General features: G+C 32.0%; 19 protein-coding genes. 10 read left to right on the top strand and 9 right to left on the bottom strand.

Features of this window, described 5'->3' with window-relative positions:
* The first annotated feature begins 11 nt into the window (after positions 1–11).
* Both cobT and EU91_RS05575 read left to right on the top strand, forming a co-directional pair.
* Complete coding sequence (gene cobT / locus EU91_RS05580) at positions 12–1,169, top strand: nicotinate mononucleotide-dependent phosphoribosyltransferase CobT (RefSeq protein WP_032524152.1); 1,158 nt, start codon at positions 12–14, stop codon at positions 1,167–1,169.
* A complete protein-coding gene (locus EU91_RS05575) occupies positions 1,170–2,168 on the top strand; it encodes a hypothetical protein (protein WP_032524153.1) in 999 nt (332 codons plus the stop codon).
* Here the strand turns inward: EU91_RS05575 and EU91_RS05570 are convergent.
* Positions 2,157–3,299 (bottom strand): aldo/keto reductase, encoded by a 1,143-nt coding sequence (locus EU91_RS05570; RefSeq protein ID WP_032524154.1) that lies wholly within the window; start codon positions 3,297–3,299, stop codon positions 2,157–2,159. The two genes, EU91_RS05575 and EU91_RS05570, sit on opposite strands and share 12 nt — an antisense overlap.
* 112 nt (positions 3,300–3,411) lie before the next feature.
* Here EU91_RS05570 and EU91_RS05565 point away from each other — a divergent pair, with 112 nt between their 5' ends.
* Positions 3,412–4,065: a riboflavin synthase gene (locus EU91_RS05565; protein ID WP_032524155.1), complete on the top strand. Its 654-nt coding sequence runs from the start codon at positions 3,412–3,414 to the stop codon at positions 4,063–4,065.
* Between the two features lie 10 nt (positions 4,066–4,075).
* On the opposite strand, the gene EU91_RS05560 is transcribed toward EU91_RS05565, so the two are convergent.
* The 4 genes from EU91_RS05560 to coxB form a co-directional block, all read right to left on the bottom strand.
* On the bottom strand, positions 4,076–4,429 hold the full coding sequence (locus EU91_RS05560; protein WP_032524156.1) for an AbrB family transcriptional regulator: 354 nt from the start codon (positions 4,427–4,429) through the stop codon (positions 4,076–4,078).
* 96 nt (positions 4,430–4,525) lie between these two features.
* Positions 4,526–5,128, bottom strand: a complete 603-nt coding sequence (locus EU91_RS05555; RefSeq protein ID WP_025952454.1) for a cytochrome c oxidase subunit 3 — start codon at positions 5,126–5,128, stop codon at positions 4,526–4,528.
* Positions 5,129–5,134: 6 nt separating this feature from the next.
* Entirely contained in the window at positions 5,135–6,760 is a 1,626-nt protein-coding gene (ctaD, locus tag EU91_RS05550) for a cytochrome c oxidase subunit I (RefSeq protein ID WP_032524157.1), read from the bottom strand.
* Complete coding sequence (coxB, locus tag EU91_RS05545; protein ID WP_032524158.1) at positions 6,757–7,560, bottom strand: cytochrome c oxidase subunit II; 804 nt, start codon at positions 7,558–7,560, stop codon at positions 6,757–6,759. Before coxB ends, ctaD begins: the two co-directional genes overlap by 4 nt.
* Positions 7,561–7,824: 264 nt before the next feature.
* Between coxB and EU91_RS05540 the strand changes: the two genes are divergently transcribed.
* From EU91_RS05540 to EU91_RS05520, 5 genes are read left to right on the top strand one after another with little or no spacing between them, the layout of a single operon-like run.
* The gene (locus EU91_RS05540; RefSeq protein WP_032524159.1) at positions 7,825–8,751 is read left to right on the top strand and encodes a COX15/CtaA family protein; all 927 of its coding nucleotides are present in this window, start codon (positions 7,825–7,827) and stop codon (positions 8,749–8,751) included.
* Positions 8,748–9,749 carry a heme o synthase gene (locus tag EU91_RS05535; protein WP_032524160.1) on the top strand — a complete coding sequence of 334 codons (1,002 nt, stop codon included), beginning with the start codon at positions 8,748–8,750 and terminating at the stop codon, positions 9,747–9,749. Before EU91_RS05540 ends, EU91_RS05535 begins: the two co-directional genes overlap by 4 nt.
* A 38-nt stretch (positions 9,750–9,787) precedes the next feature.
* Positions 9,788–10,804, top strand: coding sequence for an ABC transporter ATP-binding protein (locus EU91_RS05530; protein ID WP_032524161.1), 1,017 nt, complete (start codon positions 9,788–9,790; stop codon positions 10,802–10,804).
* A gap of 49 nt (positions 10,805–10,853) precedes the next feature.
* Positions 10,854–11,678, top strand: a complete 825-nt coding sequence (locus EU91_RS05525) for an ABC transporter permease (protein WP_032524162.1) — start codon at positions 10,854–10,856, stop codon at positions 11,676–11,678.
* A 7-nt stretch (positions 11,679–11,685) separates the two neighbouring features.
* Complete coding sequence (locus tag EU91_RS05520; RefSeq protein ID WP_032524163.1) at positions 11,686–12,162, top strand: hypothetical protein; 477 nt, start codon at positions 11,686–11,688, stop codon at positions 12,160–12,162.
* A 4-nt stretch (positions 12,163–12,166) separates the two neighbouring features.
* Here the strand turns inward: EU91_RS05520 and groL are convergent, their stop codons facing one another.
* Positions 12,167–13,912: a chaperonin GroEL gene (groL, locus tag EU91_RS05515; protein WP_032524164.1), complete on the bottom strand. Its 1,746-nt coding sequence runs from the start codon at positions 13,910–13,912 to the stop codon at positions 12,167–12,169.
* Positions 13,913–14,043: 131 nt separating this feature from the next.
* Between groL and EU91_RS05510 the strand changes: the two genes are divergently transcribed.
* The gene (locus tag EU91_RS05510; protein WP_011862475.1) at positions 14,044–14,223 is read left to right on the top strand and encodes a hypothetical protein; all 180 of its coding nucleotides are present in this window, start codon (positions 14,044–14,046) and stop codon (positions 14,221–14,223) included.
* Here the strand turns inward: EU91_RS05510 and fabG are convergent, their stop codons facing one another.
* Positions 14,224–14,973, bottom strand: coding sequence for a 3-oxoacyl-[acyl-carrier-protein] reductase (gene fabG / locus EU91_RS05505; RefSeq protein ID WP_011817965.1), 750 nt, complete (start codon positions 14,971–14,973; stop codon positions 14,224–14,226). It lies immediately after the preceding gene.
* A 92-nt stretch (positions 14,974–15,065) separates the two neighbouring features.
* On the opposite strand from fabG, the gene ispD reads away from it, so the two are divergent.
* Positions 15,066–15,737 (top strand): 2-C-methyl-D-erythritol 4-phosphate cytidylyltransferase, encoded by a 672-nt coding sequence (ispD, locus tag EU91_RS05500; protein ID WP_032524165.1) that lies wholly within the window; start codon positions 15,066–15,068, stop codon positions 15,735–15,737.
* On the opposite strand, the gene EU91_RS05495 is transcribed toward ispD, so the two are convergent.
* Entirely contained in the window at positions 15,738–16,607 is an 870-nt protein-coding gene (locus EU91_RS05495) for an LD-carboxypeptidase (RefSeq protein ID WP_032524166.1), read from the bottom strand. It abuts the gene before it with no gap.
* 9 nt (positions 16,608–16,616) lie between these two features.
* A complete protein-coding gene (locus EU91_RS05490) occupies positions 16,617–17,525 on the bottom strand; it encodes a 4-hydroxybenzoate polyprenyltransferase (protein ID WP_032524167.1) in 909 nt (302 codons plus the stop codon).
* Between the last annotated feature and the right edge of the window lie 7 nt (positions 17,526–17,532).

The raw sequence follows: 17,532 nt of genomic DNA on the forward strand, positions 1-17,532 counted from the left end.
AAAAAGTAAGAATGTACAGTACAGAATTAGGGATAAATTTTTTTGGTTATGAATCCAATAAAAAAACACAACTTAATAAGATAGAAATACTGAAAAAGAATATAAAAAATTTAAAAATATTTCTTATAATTGCTGGCACTAATACATCTCAAATTCCTGGAATTTCTGCGGCAGGCATTAATGCAAAATCAAGGAGAACAACTGCGCTCGCAGATGCCGAATTTTTGCTTGAAGGTCCTTCAAAAGATCATAAATATAAATTGCCTCTTCTCAATGCAGGAGTAACTCCTGCCCTAATCAGTCATGTTTGTTCAAAGCTTATAAATATTTATCCAGTTATTGTGCCTCTTGGAATAGGATTAAAGCCTTATTTTAATCATTTGGTTCTAGAAGATAGAAATTTGGGCCCATCAAATTGTCTTACTACTGGTAAATCGATGACTAAAGAGAGAGTTTTAAACCTCTACGAAAAAGGTCTTGCGATAGGAAAATCCTTAAAACAACCAGTTTTAATTTCTGAATCTGTACCGGGGGGCACCACAACTGCTCAGGCAGTAATGGAAGCTTTTGGTTTGAAGGTATCTAATTTAGTAGGGAGTAGTTTATTTAAAGCTCCAAGAGAATTAAGAAGACAAGTAGTTGAGAGAGGACTTTTCAACGCAAATTTCAAGGCTGATTCCGACTCTTTTGATGTTGTCGCGGCTGTAGGTGATCCTTTTCAAGCTTTCTCAATGGGTCTTCTAATTGGTGCCAGGTTAGCAAAACAACCTGTAATTATGTCTGGAGGAAGTCAGATGTTAGCGATCATTTTGCTTGTATTAGAATTTTTAAATGAAAAAAATAAAGATGAATTTATTGAAGATGTTTTTATTGCGACAACTGGGTGGCTTTTAAAAGATAATTCTCTAAATGATTTAGTAAATCTAATTAATGAAAAATATGATGTCAAATTATTAGGTTTAGCCAGTCCTTTAAATTTCAAATCTTCAAAATACAAAGAATTGAGGGATTATGAATTAGGTCATGTAAAAGAAGGTGTAGGTGCTGGTGGAATATCATTGCTTGCTTTCTTAGATGGATTTAAAAATGAAGAAATAGTTTCATTGTGTCAACAAAATCTGGAAATGATGAAGGGTCTAGGTCAAATTTCTTTAGAGAAGGATTGCTGAATGTTATCAAAATTTGCAACCAGAAGAGAATTTTTAAATTATGGTAAGCTCTCGTTTTTATTTCTCTTAAACTCTTGCAGTAATCTTCCTAAGAAAGTAAAAATTGCACTTCAAAATTCTTTTTATCCCCAATCTTTCAAAGATATGATTCCAAAAGATTGGAAGCAGGAAAAAATTAATTTTGAAAGTATCCAGCTACAAAAAAATAAAAACACAATTTTAAGTTCAGACTTTACTTTAATAAACGATGGATGGATTACTAGTATAGATTTTTCAGAATTTGCAAAAATAAATGAATATCCATTAATTGAAAATTTGGATAAGAGATCGATAGATTTTTTGGGAAGTTTTAATCAAAATAAGAGAAGTAAATTATTTCCTATTGGCGTTGTACCTTACACAATTATCATTAAAAATAATAAAGAATTATTAAATTCAGCAAGAATTTCTTGGGATTTTCTTCTTTCTAAGAAATTAACTGGAAAAGTCATTTTTCCACAAAGTCCTAGAATATTAATTTCAATTGCTAAAAAAATTAATACATCTAATCCTTTAAAAAAACTAAAAAGTCAAGCAATGTTATTTGATGATAAAAACATGCTCAATTGGTTGATTAATTCTGATGCTTGTGTCGCAATAGTTCCTTATAGTCTCTGTTCAAAATATTTAAAAATAGATCCAAGGCTTTCTTTAGTTTTCCCAAGCCAAGGTGTACCCTTGATGTGGCATTTTTTACTTAGTCGATCAAATCTAAACAATGCAATCTTAATTAAATGGATTAAATCTTTAGAAAATAAATCAAAAGTAGATAAATTAGTGAGCCAGGGTTGGTACCTACCATTTAATAGTGATTATTTGCAAAGTAAATATAAATCTGAAATACTCCCCACCTCAGGACCTTCTGAGAAATGTTGGGAAAATAGTTGGTCTTTCCCTGTCTTAACAAATGATCAAAAAATTAATCTTAAAAATATCTGGAATGAGTCATTATCCCCATAATCTTTTTGTAGGATTTTCAATTAATAAGTTATGAGTTTCCTTTAATAAATTTGGTATATCTAATTTACTAGGACATTTAGGAACACATTCATTACATTCTTGACAAAATGAGGAATTTTTTTCTTCCCACCAGTGGCCAGCTTTTCCTATTAAATTGTATCTTTCTTTTGAAAATTCTAATTGGCCATAACCAACAGATATATTTCTTAAACGAAGTATTTCTGGAATAGGCACTTCATTTGGACATGGAAGACAAGATCTACATTGTTCACATTTGGTAGAATTTAATCTTTCATTAGAAACTTCCTCAATTTTATTAAGGGCGCTTTTTTCAAGTTTTGTTAGCTTCTCGCATGAGTTTCTAAGTTTATGCGCAAATTCAAAATCTTTTTTGTTTGTCGCCCCCAAGGATAAAGTTGTAATGCCTTTTGCTAGAAGAAATCGAAAAGCTAATTCTAATGGATGAAAAGGCTTAGAGGCCTCTATCAAAATATCACTTGGAGAATACAATCTACCGCCTTTATCTGCAGGTGATATTGCTAAAACTCCCATACCTTTTTTTATAGCTTCCTCTGCTAAAGCAATCTTAGATTGATCTAAATAATGTAAATGAAGACTACAAAAAGTAAAAACTTCACAGTTAATTGCATCTTTAATTAGTGAATAACTTCCGTGAGAACTAAAACCGACTTGATCAACTAGTTCCTCCTCAAGTATCCAAGATATGAATTTCTTACCCTCTCCAGCAAGAACCCAATCTAGATGTTGTTTTAAGTTGAGTCCGTGAATTGCAAGATTATTAATTTTCTCGCGATTTAAATTTTTAAGAGAATTTTTAAAATTATTTTTTAAAAAGTCAAAATCGCCCTTTGGTAAAACTTTGGAAGTAATCACCCAATTTTTTTCTTTTATATTCTCTTCTATTGCTAATTTTTTTATTGAATTTCCAATAAGTGATTCAGCATCGCCATAAGAGGGTGCTGTTTCTATGTGGTTAATACCTACATAATATGCATTTTTTATTATGCTATACATTTTTTCGAGACTTTCAGTTGCTCGCATTGTCCCTAAAGTGAATAAGCTCACTTTCGCCCCCCTACCAAATGATCTTTTTTGTGAATTAATAATCATCTAAATATGATCAATTTCTTTTTATTTAATCTTTAATTTATTTATAGTTGAAAATCATTTAAAGTAAATTAAAGTAAATACAAAATTTTGCAAAAATATTTTTCTTAAATCTATGTTTACAGGAATAATTCAATCAGTTGGAAAACTAAGACAAGAAAAAAATATTTTAGAAATTGAAATTCTAGATAATTTATTTGATATGGCAATCGGTGACAGCATAGCTGTTGATGGAATTTGTTTGACAGTTAAAGAGATTTTTCAAAATAAATTTACTGTTGATGTTAGTGAGGAGACAGTAAAAAAAACAACTTTAGGAGTAAAGTCCAACCTGAATCAGATTGTTAATTTGGAGCCTGCTCTTAGGGTGTCTGACCGTCTAGGAGGGCATATAGTCAGCGGACATGTTGATGGCCTTGGAACGGTCGAGAATATAAAAAAATTAGAGAAATCTTGGCTCTTATCAATAAAGTGGAAAAATAATAATTTTTCAAAATATGTAGTTAATAAAGGGAGTATTTGTGTAAATGGTATAAGTCTTACGATTGCAAAATATGAGCAGGAAGGAGAAATATTTACTATTGCGATAATTCCTCATACTTGGCATAACACAAATCTGAATAAATTAAAGGTTGGTGACAGCGTAAACCTTGAGGCAGATGCACTAATTAAATATGTAGAGAAATTACTTTTATTTAATAAAAAAGGTAATCAAGATTTATCTTCAAATAATATTTCTTCCGAGTGGCTTAAAGAAAACGGTTGGTAAAATATATTTTTTAATTTAATGGAATCAGATAGATTGTTTTTGATTCTTTTTTAAGATCGATTTTAAATTCCTGACCAGGTTCTAGTCCTAATTTTTTGGTGTAGGCATGACCAATTAATAGGTTCCCATTGCCATGAACTTTAGTTTTGAATTCTGTCTGTCTGCCTCTTGAAGGTCTATTACCATTTTTCCCCTGACGACCATTTCCTATTTTGTAACCCTTAGCTTCAATAAGCGCTCTATAAAAACTTTTTCTTAAGATTCTTCCGCTTGGACCTACGTACCCACAACCTTTTGCTATCTCATCTTCCGATTTTTTACTTAATAATTTTGTTTTTTCGAGAAGTTCTTTTCCTTCTAGCATTATCTGACAAATTTCTAATTATATATTCTTACTAAAAAGGAGAATTGTGGCAATATAAATTAGTAAAATTATATTTAATTTTTAAAATTTAGTTTTTTATAAAAGATACAAAATAATAAATAAAATAACCCATATTCCATCTACAAAATGCCAGTACAATTCAACAGCTTCCAAAGGGAACATATTTTGACTAGTTAATCTTCCGCCCTTGATTCTCGATTGCCAAGCAATAATTAAAATCATTAAAGTGCCTAAAGTGACATGTAATCCATGAAAACCAGTTAGAGCATAAAAAGTGCTTGCAAATAAATTATCGGTTAATCCAAAAGGTAAATGAAAATATTCAAATAATTGACATATTAAAAATATAATTCCAAGAAAAGCAGTAAAAAATAACCATTTTTGGGATTCAGAGTTTTTATCTTTTAAAAGTGCTTTGCCTGCTTTATGGAAAGTTGCACTACTAACAAGTAACAAAATTGTATTGAGTGTAGGTATTGGTAGTTCTAATTCATAAATAGCACCATCAGGTAATGGATTTACTGCTTTATAAGTTAAATAAGCAGCAAAGAATCCAGCGAAAGTCATTCCGTCCGCAATTAGGAAAGTTATAAGACCAAACATTCTGAAGTCTTCATGTGTTTCAGTGGCTTCAGAATTATTATTTTGAATTTCTTTTGAGCTATCTAAAGTTGTCATATGTTTTTATTTTCGTTCAGAAATTTCTTTACCATAACCATATGGTTTTTCAACTAATGGAGCTTCTCCTTCCCAATTTTCAACTGGAGGTGGAGAAGATGTTAACCATTCAGGTGTAAGAGCATTCCAAGGGTTATCTCCAGCATCTTTCCCATTCCTCACACTAAGGAATACATTTATTAAAAAAGGAATTGTACTTATAGCCATCAAAAGAGCCCCAAGGCTACTAATTTGATTCACGAACTGGAATTGAGGATCATATTCGGCAACTCTTCTTGGCATTCCATTTAAACCAAGCCAATGTTGAGGAGCAAAGCACAAGTTAAATCCAATAAAGGTAATGATAAAATGTAAAATTCCTAATTTTTCATTGAGCATTTTCCCAGTTACTTTGGGGAACCAATGATAAATTGAAGAGAAAATAATAAAAACAGTCCCTCCATAAACTATGTAATGAAAATGGGCTACAACGAAATAGGTATCATGTACGTGAATATCGAAAGGTACCTGTGCCAAAGCAACTCCTGTGATACCTCCAAAAACAAAATTTATAATAAATCCGCAAGAGAATAACATTGCACTATTGATGGAAATTTTACCTCCCCATAACGTTGCAACCCAATTGAAAAATTTTATACCAGTTGGAACTGCAATAAATGCTGTGGCAATAGTAAAGAACAATCTCATCCAAGGGGGCGTTCCACTAGTAAACATGTGATGAGCCCAAACAACTAAACCTAAAACTACTATCCCCATTATTGAAAAAACCATTGTTGTATATCCAAAAAGTGGTTTTCTAGCATGAACAGGAAGTATTTCACTAACTAAACCAAATGCAGGAAGGACCATAATGTATACAGCTGGATGAGAATAAAACCAAAATAAATGCTGATAAACTACGACATTGCCACCCAAGACAGGATTGAAAAACCCTGTATTAGCGATGATATCGAAGCTAAGTAGAATTAAAGTGCCAGCTAATACAGGAGTTGATAAAACAACTAATAGACTTGTTCCAAGCATTGCCCAACAGTACATTGGCAATTGCATAAGTTTTAATCCTGGCCTTCTTAATTTGATAATGGTCGCGATAAAGTTGATTCCACCAAATATAGAACTGCCTCCAAGTAATAGAACGCTCAGAATCCAAATAATTTGTCCCGATTGGGGAGTAGTTATGCTCAAAGGTGGATAAGCAGTCCATCCAGCCTGAGCAGCACCATCAACAAAATAGCTTGCTACCAGCATAAAACCTGAAGGAGGAATTAACCAAAAAGCTACTGCATTTAATCTTGGGAATGCCATATCTCTCGCACCTACATAAAATGGAATTAAATAATTTCCAAAAGCACCGTTAACTACAGGAACTATCCAAAGGAATATCATTATTGTTCCGTGTAAAGTTAAAACTTGGTTATAAACATCTCTTGGCATAAAATCAGACATTGGGCTGGCCAATTCAATTCTTATAGCACTCGCTAAAGTTCCTCCTATTAAATAGAAGAGAAAACCGCAAACCAAGTATTGAATCCCAATTACTTTATGATCAAGGCTAAAACTAAAGTATCTAAGCCACCCTTTGGGTTGAAGACTTTCATTATTAGTTTTTTTTGGATCAATTGATATTGTCATAAATTTACCTCTGGTTTTTTATTTTTGTTAAACCATTCGTTGTAATCAGATTCTTCTTCAACAATTATCGAGGCTCTCATTCCTCCATGATATGGTCCACATAATTCTGCACAAATTATCGGATATTTTCCTACTTTTGTGGGAGTGAAATTTAGGATCGTCGGTTGTCCAGGAATAATATCCTGTTTAATTCTAAACTCTGGTACCCAAAAAGCATGAATGACATCTTTGGATTCCATTTTCATTGATACTTTTTGATCAACAGGAACGTGTAGTTCTCCTGATATGAAATTGCCCTTGGGATAATTGAATAGAAATGCAAATTGCATAGCTGAAACTTCAATTGATAAATTATTTATTGCTATTTCATTATCAGAAGTTTGACTTATTCCAGCCCATATTTTTTCAGTGTTAGAACTCATCATTTCATGGTTATGATTTAGTTCTTTCATCCCTCCCATTCGATCGTAGATGTTGTAGCTATAGAGACCTATTAATAAAACAATTATTGAAGGGATAATTGTCCATACAATTTCTAAGCTTAAATTTCCCTCTAAAGCTATACCATCGCCTATCTGATCATTTCTTTTCCTAAATTTAAATAAGCTATAAATAACTGCTATTGTCATTCCTATAAAAATAATTAATCCAATTATGAAAAGAATTTTAAAAAGTTCATCGTAAATTGGTGCATTAATACTTGCTTCCGCTGGGAGCAAATTTACATTAAAACCAATCCAAAAAGATATAGCAAAAACGAGCGAAATAATTAGAATTAAATAAATGTTTTTATTTAACAATTGATCCCTTGAAAAATTGGATTTATATCCTCAAGATATTCAATTTTTTTAATCCTGCATCCTTTGTTAAAAGAAAAACATTTAAATTCACAACTTCTTAAGATTTATGAAATAAAAGGGGTATTATTAATAACTTTTTAGAGTTAATTGTCAGGGAAAAAAGATTAAATTAGTAAATTATTTTTTAAATTAAACATATTAATTTTTAATTAATGTTTAGTTTTTGAATCTAATTTATTATGCAAAATAATAGGTTCTATCCATTTGATTAATAACCAATTATATAAATCAAAATATCTAACAGTTTTTAAAAGGTTGGGAAGCCATAGTGTACTCGCACTTATCGCACTAATTGTAATTGGAGGTGCTACGAGAGTTATGGAGGCGGGTCTTGCCTGCCCAGATTGGCCATTGTGTTATGGATCTTTTTTGCCTTTTAATCATATGAACCTAAGAGTATTTCTAGAGTGGTTTCATCGTCTAGATGCTTTTCTGGTTGGAATATTAATTCTTTTTCAATTTGCTCTTTCAATTATTTGGAAAAATGAAATTCCTAATTGGTTACCTAAAACTTATTCATTATTACTTTTTCTCGTTATTGTCCAAGGATCTTTTGGAGCTTTAACAGTCATAAACCTCCTTGATTCATATACTGTTACTGGCCATCTTTTAATAGCTTTTCTACTTCTCATCACAACAATTTCAATAAATCAAAATTTAGAAAATGATGACATAGAAGAGCCATTAATTTGGTGGAGATTATTATTGTTTGTTCCTCTTTTACTTACCCTGATTCAATCTTTTATTGGAGTAAGGCTTTCATCAACTTGGTCAGCACATATTTGCTTATCTTTTAATAAACAATGTCTAATTTTAAATACTCATAAATTATTTGCTTTTCCAATTGCTTTTTCAATTCTATTAATAATTGCTACTGCAATTTATAAGAGAGATTTGCTTAATGAAAATTGGAAATATCTCTCAGCACTTATTTTTCTCTTGTTTTCCCAAATTGCTTTGGGTGTTTTAAGTCTCAAAACAAATTTAAATGAACCTATTTTTATTATCGGTCATCAACTTAACGCCTCTTTATTTATTGCGATATTAACTACATTAATTTTTAGAAATCCTTTTACCAAAAAAGGTCTAAACCACTCCCTTAATTCCCAAATGGTTGGTATCAATTCATGAACAGTAGTAACTTAGAAAACTTGAACTATAAATCTTCAATTAGGGATGAAGTTGTACCTTCAAGAAAAAGATTAACTTTGCCACCTTGGCTTGAAGTGGCAAAACCTAGATTAATCCCACTTTTACTGGCAACAACTTTAGGAGGAATGGCTTTAACAGAGGAATGGCCTTTGTCTTCCCCGAAGCTTATCTGCACTTTAGGAGGCGGCGCTTTGGCAGCGGCGGCAGCAGGAGCTCTTAATTGCTTGTGGGAAATGGAATTAGATAAAAGGATGACAAGAACTAGCAAAAGAGCCTTGCCAGCAGGAAAATTGTCATCTGAGACTGTATTTTTAGCTGCAGTATCATGTACTTTGGCAGCTTCGATGCTTTTAGTAAGTGGTGTAAATTATTTAGCTGCGGGATTAACTCTTCTTGGTTTATTTAGCTATGTAATTTTATATACAGTTATTTTGAAACCTCGTACAACAAAAAATATTGTTTTCGGAGGAGTTGCTGGCGCGATACCACCTCTAGTTGGTGCATCTGCTGCCACAGGGCATGTAGGCCTAAGTGGCTGGTGGTTGTTTGGTTTAGTAATGTTATGGACTCCAGCACATTTTTGGGCACTTGCAATTTTATTGAAGGACGATTACGCATCTGTTGGCATTCCTATGCTCCCTTCTGTTAAGGGAGCTGTTTTTACTGCTAAAGCGATTTCTCGTTACGGATGGGCAACAGTTTTAATGAGTATTATGGGAGTCTTCGCTTTACCTGAAGGGGGTCTCTTATACGGAATTATGTTATTGCCATTTAATGGAAGACTTTTGCAATTAATAAATGAATTAAAGAAATATCCTGATGATCTTTCAAGAGCAAAGTCTCTTTTTAGGTGGTCTATTCTATATATGTTTGGTATTTGTCTTTTGTTATTAATCTCCAGAACCCAACTATCCGTAGAATTTGAGCAGCAATCTATGCAAATATTTTTATCTATAGTATCCCTCCTTAGTAATTAAATTAGATGTAAAATGTTTTTTAAGAGATAGTAAGTTTGATGAATTATATAAAAGTTAAAGGTCTCTCAAAATCTTATTCAGAAATCAAGGCTTTAAGAAATTTATCAATGGAAATTAAAGCTGGAACATTATTCGGAATACTTGGTCCCAATGGTGCTGGCAAATCAACACTTATAAAAATACTCGCTACTTTAATAGAGCCTGATAGTGGAGAAGTTTTTATAAATAATATTAATCTGATTAAAAATTCAAGGAAAATTAGAGAATTAATTGGTTATGTTGCCCAGGACATTGCACTTGATAAAATATTAACTGGAAGAGAGCTTTTGGATTTTCAATCAGATTTATATCACATCAACAAAAACAAAAAATTTGAAAGGATAAAGAAATTAATAGATCAATTGGAAATGAATGATTGGATTGATCGTAAGTGCGGAACTTATTCAGGGGGAATGAAAAGAAGAATAGATCTTGCAGCTGGACTATTACATTTGCCCCAAGTATTAATATTGGATGAACCTACAGTTGGTTTAGATATTGAAAGTAGAAATATCATATGGCAACTTTTGAAAGATTTGAGGAATAATGGAATGACAATTATTTTAAGCAGTCACTATCTTGATGAAATAGATAAATTGGCAGACAAATTAGTGATAATTGATGATGGAAGAGTTATAGCTCAAGGGACTCCTGCAGAGCTCAAAAATAAATTAGGAGGAGATAGAGTAACTTTGAAAGTAAGAGAATTTAGTAATCAGGAAGAAGCAAAAAATATATGTCAAATTTTATCTTCAATAGATGGAATTAGTCAGATTATCATAAATGAAGCTCAAGGTTTCTCGATAAATTTTGTAGCAGATAAGGAAAAAGATTTACTTACGAAAATCAAAGTGGAGTTGGCCTTCTCAAAGTTTGAAATTTTTTCTCTAACCCAAAGTCAGCCAAGCTTGGATGATGTATATCTTCAGGCAACTGGTAAAACATTATTGGATGCCGAAATTTCTATGGCAGGGAAAAGAGACCTTAAAAAAGAATCAAAGCAATCAATGCGATAAAAAAAACTTTTGGATAACTAACTATAATGAATAGTAAATACTGCTAATTATGGAATTACAACAGTATAATTTATTTTTTTTATATCAAGAAACATTTGCTTTAACGAAGAGGTTATTTATTCAATTAAAAAGAAGACCATCAACTCTTTTAGCAGGAATATTACAACCCATAATTTGGCTTTTTTTATTTGGGGCACTATTCTCTAAAGCTCCTGAAGGTTTTTTACCAGGAGTTGATTCTTATGGGAACTTTTTAGGAGCGGGACTGATTGTTTTTACTGCTTTTAGCGGAGCCTTAAACTCCGGTCTCCCTTTAATGTTTGACAGAGAGTTTGGATTTCTTAATAGATTACTGGTGGCTCCTCTAACCAGTAGATTATCCATAGTTTTATCTTCTTTTATTTATATAACAATCCTAAGCTTTGTTCAGAGTATTGTAATAATGGTCGTTTCTTACATTTTAGGTTATGGATGGCCTAACTTATATGGTTTAGGAATTGTTTTTACAACACTAATTCTATTGGTTCTTTTTGTGACATCAATAAGTTTATGTTTAGCGTTTGTCTTGCCCGGACATATTGAATTAATCGCTCTTATATTTGTGATAAACTTACCTCTTCTTTTTGCGAGTACTGCTTTAGCTCCAATCTCTTTTATGCCAAATTGGCTTGGGTGGTTAGCCTCATTAAATCCATTAACTTTTGCGATTGAACCTATTAGGACTGCTTATACAGAAACAATGAATTTAGAATTAGTGGCTTTACATGCCCCATATGGTGATTTAACTTGTAAGAGTTGTATATCAATTTTATTTTCTTTAACAGTTTTTTCCTTGATTATCATAAGGCCTCTGTTAAATAGAAAGTTAAATTAATAAATTTATGCTTTTAAAAAATCATCTAATAAAAGTTTTTAAAAAAGCCTCTTCAGAAAATAATATTTTGCTTAAAGAAAGTATTATCCTTAAGTGGGTGCATAGATTTGGGATTGATTCTTTAAATGATTTATTAATCAATACCCCAGGTCTAAGGGAATATCAGCTTGAAGAAAATCAAGAACAAATCACTTTAATAGATGAAGTAGATGAAGAAGAAAATCAAAAACAAACTACTTTAATGGATGAAGTAGATGAAGAAGAAAATCAAGAACAATTTAAACTTGAATTATCAAAAACTGTTGAAAATATAGAAGAAACAAAATCGGAATCAATAGGTTTAGAAACTCCTAGCAGTAATATAATATTTAGCAAAGATCGAACTTCTAATAATATAAAAAAACCTATTGATAACCAGAAATTACCACTTCCTAATATTAAAAATTTAAGAAAGTGGATTAATAAAGATAAAAAAGCAAGTTAAATTTTTACATCATTCCTGGCATACCCATGCCACCCATTCCCGGCATACCCATGCCACCCATTCCTGGCATACCCATGCCACCCATTCCCGGCATACCCATGCCGCCCATTCCTGGCATACCCATGCCACCCATTCCTCCCATTGGATCCCCACCTGGCCCTACAGGGGCTGTGGCTTCAGGCTCTGGAATATCTGCCATGGCAACTTCTGTTGTGAGAAGCATAGCTGAAATAGATACCGAATCTTGAAGTGCTAATCTTATTACTTTGGTTGGATCTAATATTCCTGAATCTTTTAAATCCTCATATTTTCCTGAATTAACATTAAAGCCTTTGTTAAGTCTTTTTATTTCAGCGACAACTACATCACCATTAAAACCAGCATTTTTTGCTATTTGTTTGGTGGGTTCCAAAAGAGCTTCTTTAATTATATTTACCCCTGTTCTTAAATCATCGGAAGATGTTTGACTTAAATTTAATAGCTCATTTGATATTTCAATTAAAGTTTGTCCTCCTCCAGAAACAACACCCTCTTCAATAGCAGCTTTCGTAGCATTAAGGGAATCTTCTATTCTCAATTTTTTATACTTCATTTCTGTTTCTGTAGCAGCTCCTACTTTAATAAGAGCTACCCCTCCAGCTAGTTTAGCTATCCTTTCATTGATTTTATCTTGATCATACTCTGTTTCAGTTATATTAACTTCCCTCTTTAATTTCTCTACTCTCGCTTTAACTAAATCTTTAGTGTCTTCAAAGGCAACAATTGTAGTTTTATCCTTTGTGATAGTTATTTTTTTTGCTTTTCCTAAATCATTAATCGATACTTTATCAAGTGTCATCGATTTATCTTCGCTAATTAACTTAGCCCCTGTAAGAATTGCAATATCTTCAAGGGCAGCTTTTCTTCTCTCACCAAATAACGGAGCTCTCACGGAAGCTACATTTAAAACCCCACTATTCTTATTCAAAACTAGAGTGGTTAAAGCCTCTCCTTCAATATCTTCAGCAAGAATTAGAAAAGGTGAGCTTGCCTTTTGAATTTCTTCAAGTATTGGAACTAGATCAACTAAAGTTGAGATTTTTTGATCAGTTATTAATATTTTAGGGTTTTCAAGTTCACAAACTTGTCTTTCTTGGTCTGTTACGAAATATGGAGAACTATAACCTCTATCAAAAGACATTCCTTCAGTAATATCTAATTCTGTTTCTAATGATTGAGATTCTTCAACAGTTATTACTCCATCTGAAGTAACAATATCCATTGCTTTCGAAATTATAGATCCAATTTCTTCATCACCTCCAGCACTAACTGTTGCAACTTTTTGTATATCAGAACCACTTAATGAAATACTTTTGGAACTTAATTTTTCTAAGACAAAAGCTAGGCCTGCCTCCATACCTTTTTTTAACTCCATAGGGTTGGCACCAGAAGCAATATTTTTTAATCCCTCCTGAACCATCTTCTGAGTCAAAATGGTTGCTGTTGTTGTCCCATCACCAGCACTCTCTTTTGTCTTTGATGCAACTTGTTCTATTAATTTCGCACCTAAATTAGAAATAGGGTTTTCAATCTCGATCTCTTTAGCAACTGTAGATCCATCTCTTACTATATCCGGCGTACCAAATTTCTTTTCTATTACAACGTTTTTTGCTTTTGGCCCAATAGTAACCTTTACTGCATTAGCTACAAAATTCACACCTTTTTCTAACGCTTCTCTTGATTCATTAGAAAAACTTAACTGTTTAGCCATGTTTACTCAATCTTTAGTCTTATTCTAATCTCCCATAGAATCATTTTTAAGGGATATTTAATTAAGTGGGGAAAGCCGAATTTCTTTTGATGAGACATACAAATTCACTCAAATAAGAGTATCTTTAAGTTATGGAAGAAACAAATAATCTTATTTTTACTCTTACCGCAATCCTCGCGATTGCTATGACATTAATATATTTTCCTTTAAGATTTTTCTTGACATTAACGGCTAGAAGTCGAAGACTTAAACTTTTACAGAAAATTAGAAGGTTAAGAGATGAATTAGGACAGCCTTATGAAAGTACATAATTAAATACTCATACCTCCGTCTATACTTATTGTTTGCCCTGTGATATAACTTCCAGCATTACTTGAAACTAAGAATGACACTAAGTTTGCAATTTGAGTACAACTTCCTAATTTCCCTAAAGGGATAACTTTAAGTATCTCTTCAGTATTAAGTTTTTCAGTCATTTCTGTTTCTATAAAGCCTGGAGCTATTGCATTTACGTTTATACCTCTTGAAGCAAATTCTTTAGCACAAGTTTTGGTGAATCCAATAACTCCAGCTTTAGCTGCAGAATAATTTGCTTGACCGGGATTACCAATTATTCCAACAACAGATGAAATATTTACGATACTACCACTTCTTTTTTTCATCATAAATTTTGAAGCATATTTTGTACAAAGAAAAACCCCTTTTAAGTTTGTATTTAATACATCATCCCATTGTTCCGATTTCATTCTCATCAATAGTCCATCTCTAGTAATACCAGCATTGTTAATAAGAATATCAATGGAGCCATTAATTTTTATGATTTCTTCAAAAGCTGAACTGACAGAATCCTCTCTTGATACATCAAATTTTAATTTATGAGCTTTACCTCCCGAATTTTTTATTGAATTTACAACTTCTTCAGCTTTTTCATCAGAAGAAGAGTAATTAATAAAAACTTCTGCTCCTAAGCGGCTTAGTTCTAAAGCAATTTCTTTACCAATTCCTCTGCTAGCTCCAGTGATTAAAGCAACTTTGCCTGATAATGAATCTGTATTGGACATTATGAAATTTTATAATCTTCAATCGTAGTACTATTTGTGTAAAGATATTGCTTTTATTTATAATTGTCTAGAAAATATTAATTCCTTCTATTGTGCATTTTTTAATACCAGCTGCAGGGAGTGGTAGCAGAATGAAAGCTGGAAAAAATAAATTACTTATTGATTTAGAAGGAGAGTCTTTGATTTATTGGACACTTAAATCTGTATTTTCTGCAAGCTCAACAAACTGGGTTGGAATAATTGGTCAACCGAAAGATAAAAATTTATTATTAAATTCAGCAAAGGATTTTGCCCACAAAGTTCATTGGATTAATGGTGGTGACACCAGACAACAGTCAGTTTTTAATGGTTTAAAAGCGTTACCAAAAGATGCTGAAAAAGTTTTAATACATGATGGTGCTAGATGTCTAATTAATCCTGAATTGATAGACCTTTGTGCCAAGAAATTAGATGAAAATGAAGCTGTAATTTTGGCCACTAAGGTAACCGACACTATAAAGATTGTTGATAATGAAGGTTTTATTAAAGAAACACCAGACAGAAATTATTTATGGGCAGCGCAAACTCCTCAGGGCTTTCTAGTAGATAGATTAAAAAAAGCTCATAAGATGGCAATTGATAAAAACTGGAAAGTCACAGATGATGCCTCACTATTTGAAATGCTTAATTGGAAAGTGAAGATTATTGAAGGAACTTATTCAAATATAAAAATTACGTCCCCTATAGATTTGAAAATAGCAAAACTTTTTGTGAAGAACCCCTAGTTAAAAAGGTGTATCGATACTAAGAATGCCATTATCACCATTTAAAGTGGCTTCGTATCCTAAAGGAATGCAAGCATTTCCCGATATGTGGCCTATTGGTAGGTCAAAAAGAATAGGAAAATCAAACTCTTGGAGTCTTTCAATAATGCAATTTTTTAGTAAATCTTTCCATTCAAGGTCGCAGGAATCATTAGAAAAAATTCCGAATCCAATACCCGCAATTTCAGTAAGTGTTTTAGTCATTCTTAGGTAAGTCAACATGCGATCAATTTTATAAATATCTTCATTAATATCTTCAAAAATTATTATTTTCCCTTTGCAATCTGGAAAGTGATTAGTACCAATTAAAAAAGTAGCAATAGTCAAGTTAGAAACGATAATTTCTCCTTTAGCTTTCCCACCTCTTAAAGGAATTCCTCTTATGTCCTCAACATATCCTTCAAAAAGTAAATTTCTTAATCTCTCAAGACTCCACTCTGGCTCTTTGAAAAGGCCAGTAACCATAGGCCCATGAATAGAACCTATAAATCCTTGAGAATATTTAGATAGTAATAAAGAACATGTATCTGAGAATCCAAGCATTAAACCATCCTGCCAAGAAGGTTCTTTTTCTAAAATTCTTGCAGAACCCCAGCCTCCTTTTGCAAAAATTATTAGCTTACTATTTTGTGCTTTTTCCAGTTCTTCAAATCTACTTAGATCATTACCTGCAAAGTAACCAAACTTTTTTGACAGAGAATTATTTTCATTAATTTCCAAGCCCCAGGTTTTTAAAATTTCTATTCCTTTTTGAAAATTTTCTTCTTCATCAATATAGGAGCCAGGAGCTAGAATATCTATCTGATCACCTTTTTTCAATCTAAAGACCATTTTTAGAATTTATGAGGAAATAATAATTCCTAATAAAAGAACTCCTCCATAAATTGATTGATTTTTGAAGTGATTCCCAATATTTTTTATAGATTGCTTTTCCTCAGGAAATACCTTAAGTATATCTCGCTGCATTAAGATTGCCGTTGAAAGCCAAATTGGCCAAAAAATAAAATCCATTTGATTAATAAATCCGCATAATGCAAGAAAAATAGAAGTTAATAAATAACAAATTTGAATAGTTATTCTTGTATTGTTCTGAAGGTTCACAGCGGAACTATTTATTCCAATTTTGATATCATATTTTTTATCTGCTAAAGCATAAATTGTGTCGAAGCCAAAAGTCCAAAAAATAGTAGCTAGCCAGCAAAACAATAAAACAACACTATTTAAATTACCTTCATTTGCGGCCCAGGGAATTAAGACAGCAAAACCCCAACATATGGATAAGATTAATTGAGGGTATTTAAACCATCTTTTGGCAGAAGGATAAATTAAAATAATAGGTAAAGCTAAAAAAGCAAGTGAAATTGATAGGATCCTGCCAGGTTGAGGTAGTGACAAAGTCAAAAAGAAACTACATAAAATCAAAAAGAAAAGAATTGAATAAGCTGTTTTAAGGCCGATTTTATTTGCAGCTAGAGGTCTATTTTTTGTCCTGAAAACTCTTTGATCAATTTTTTTGTCCCAAATATCATTAACTACGCAGCCTAATCCACTTACTAGTAGCCCTCCCAGGATTATTCTTAGCAACATTAAAAATGTTGGATTAGCATCTGGGGTTAAATATAAACTCCATCCAGCAGGAATAAGTAAGATCATTCTTCCAGTTGGCTTATTCCACCTTAATAATTCAAAAAAAGTACTTAATTTAATTTGTTGATTTTTATTTTGCATATAACCTATTGTATATTTCATAACTTTA

This window comes from Prochlorococcus marinus str. GP2 (assembly GCF_000759885.1).
GTDB lineage: Bacteria > Cyanobacteriota > Cyanobacteriia > PCC-6307 > Cyanobiaceae > Prochlorococcus_A > Prochlorococcus_A marinus_J.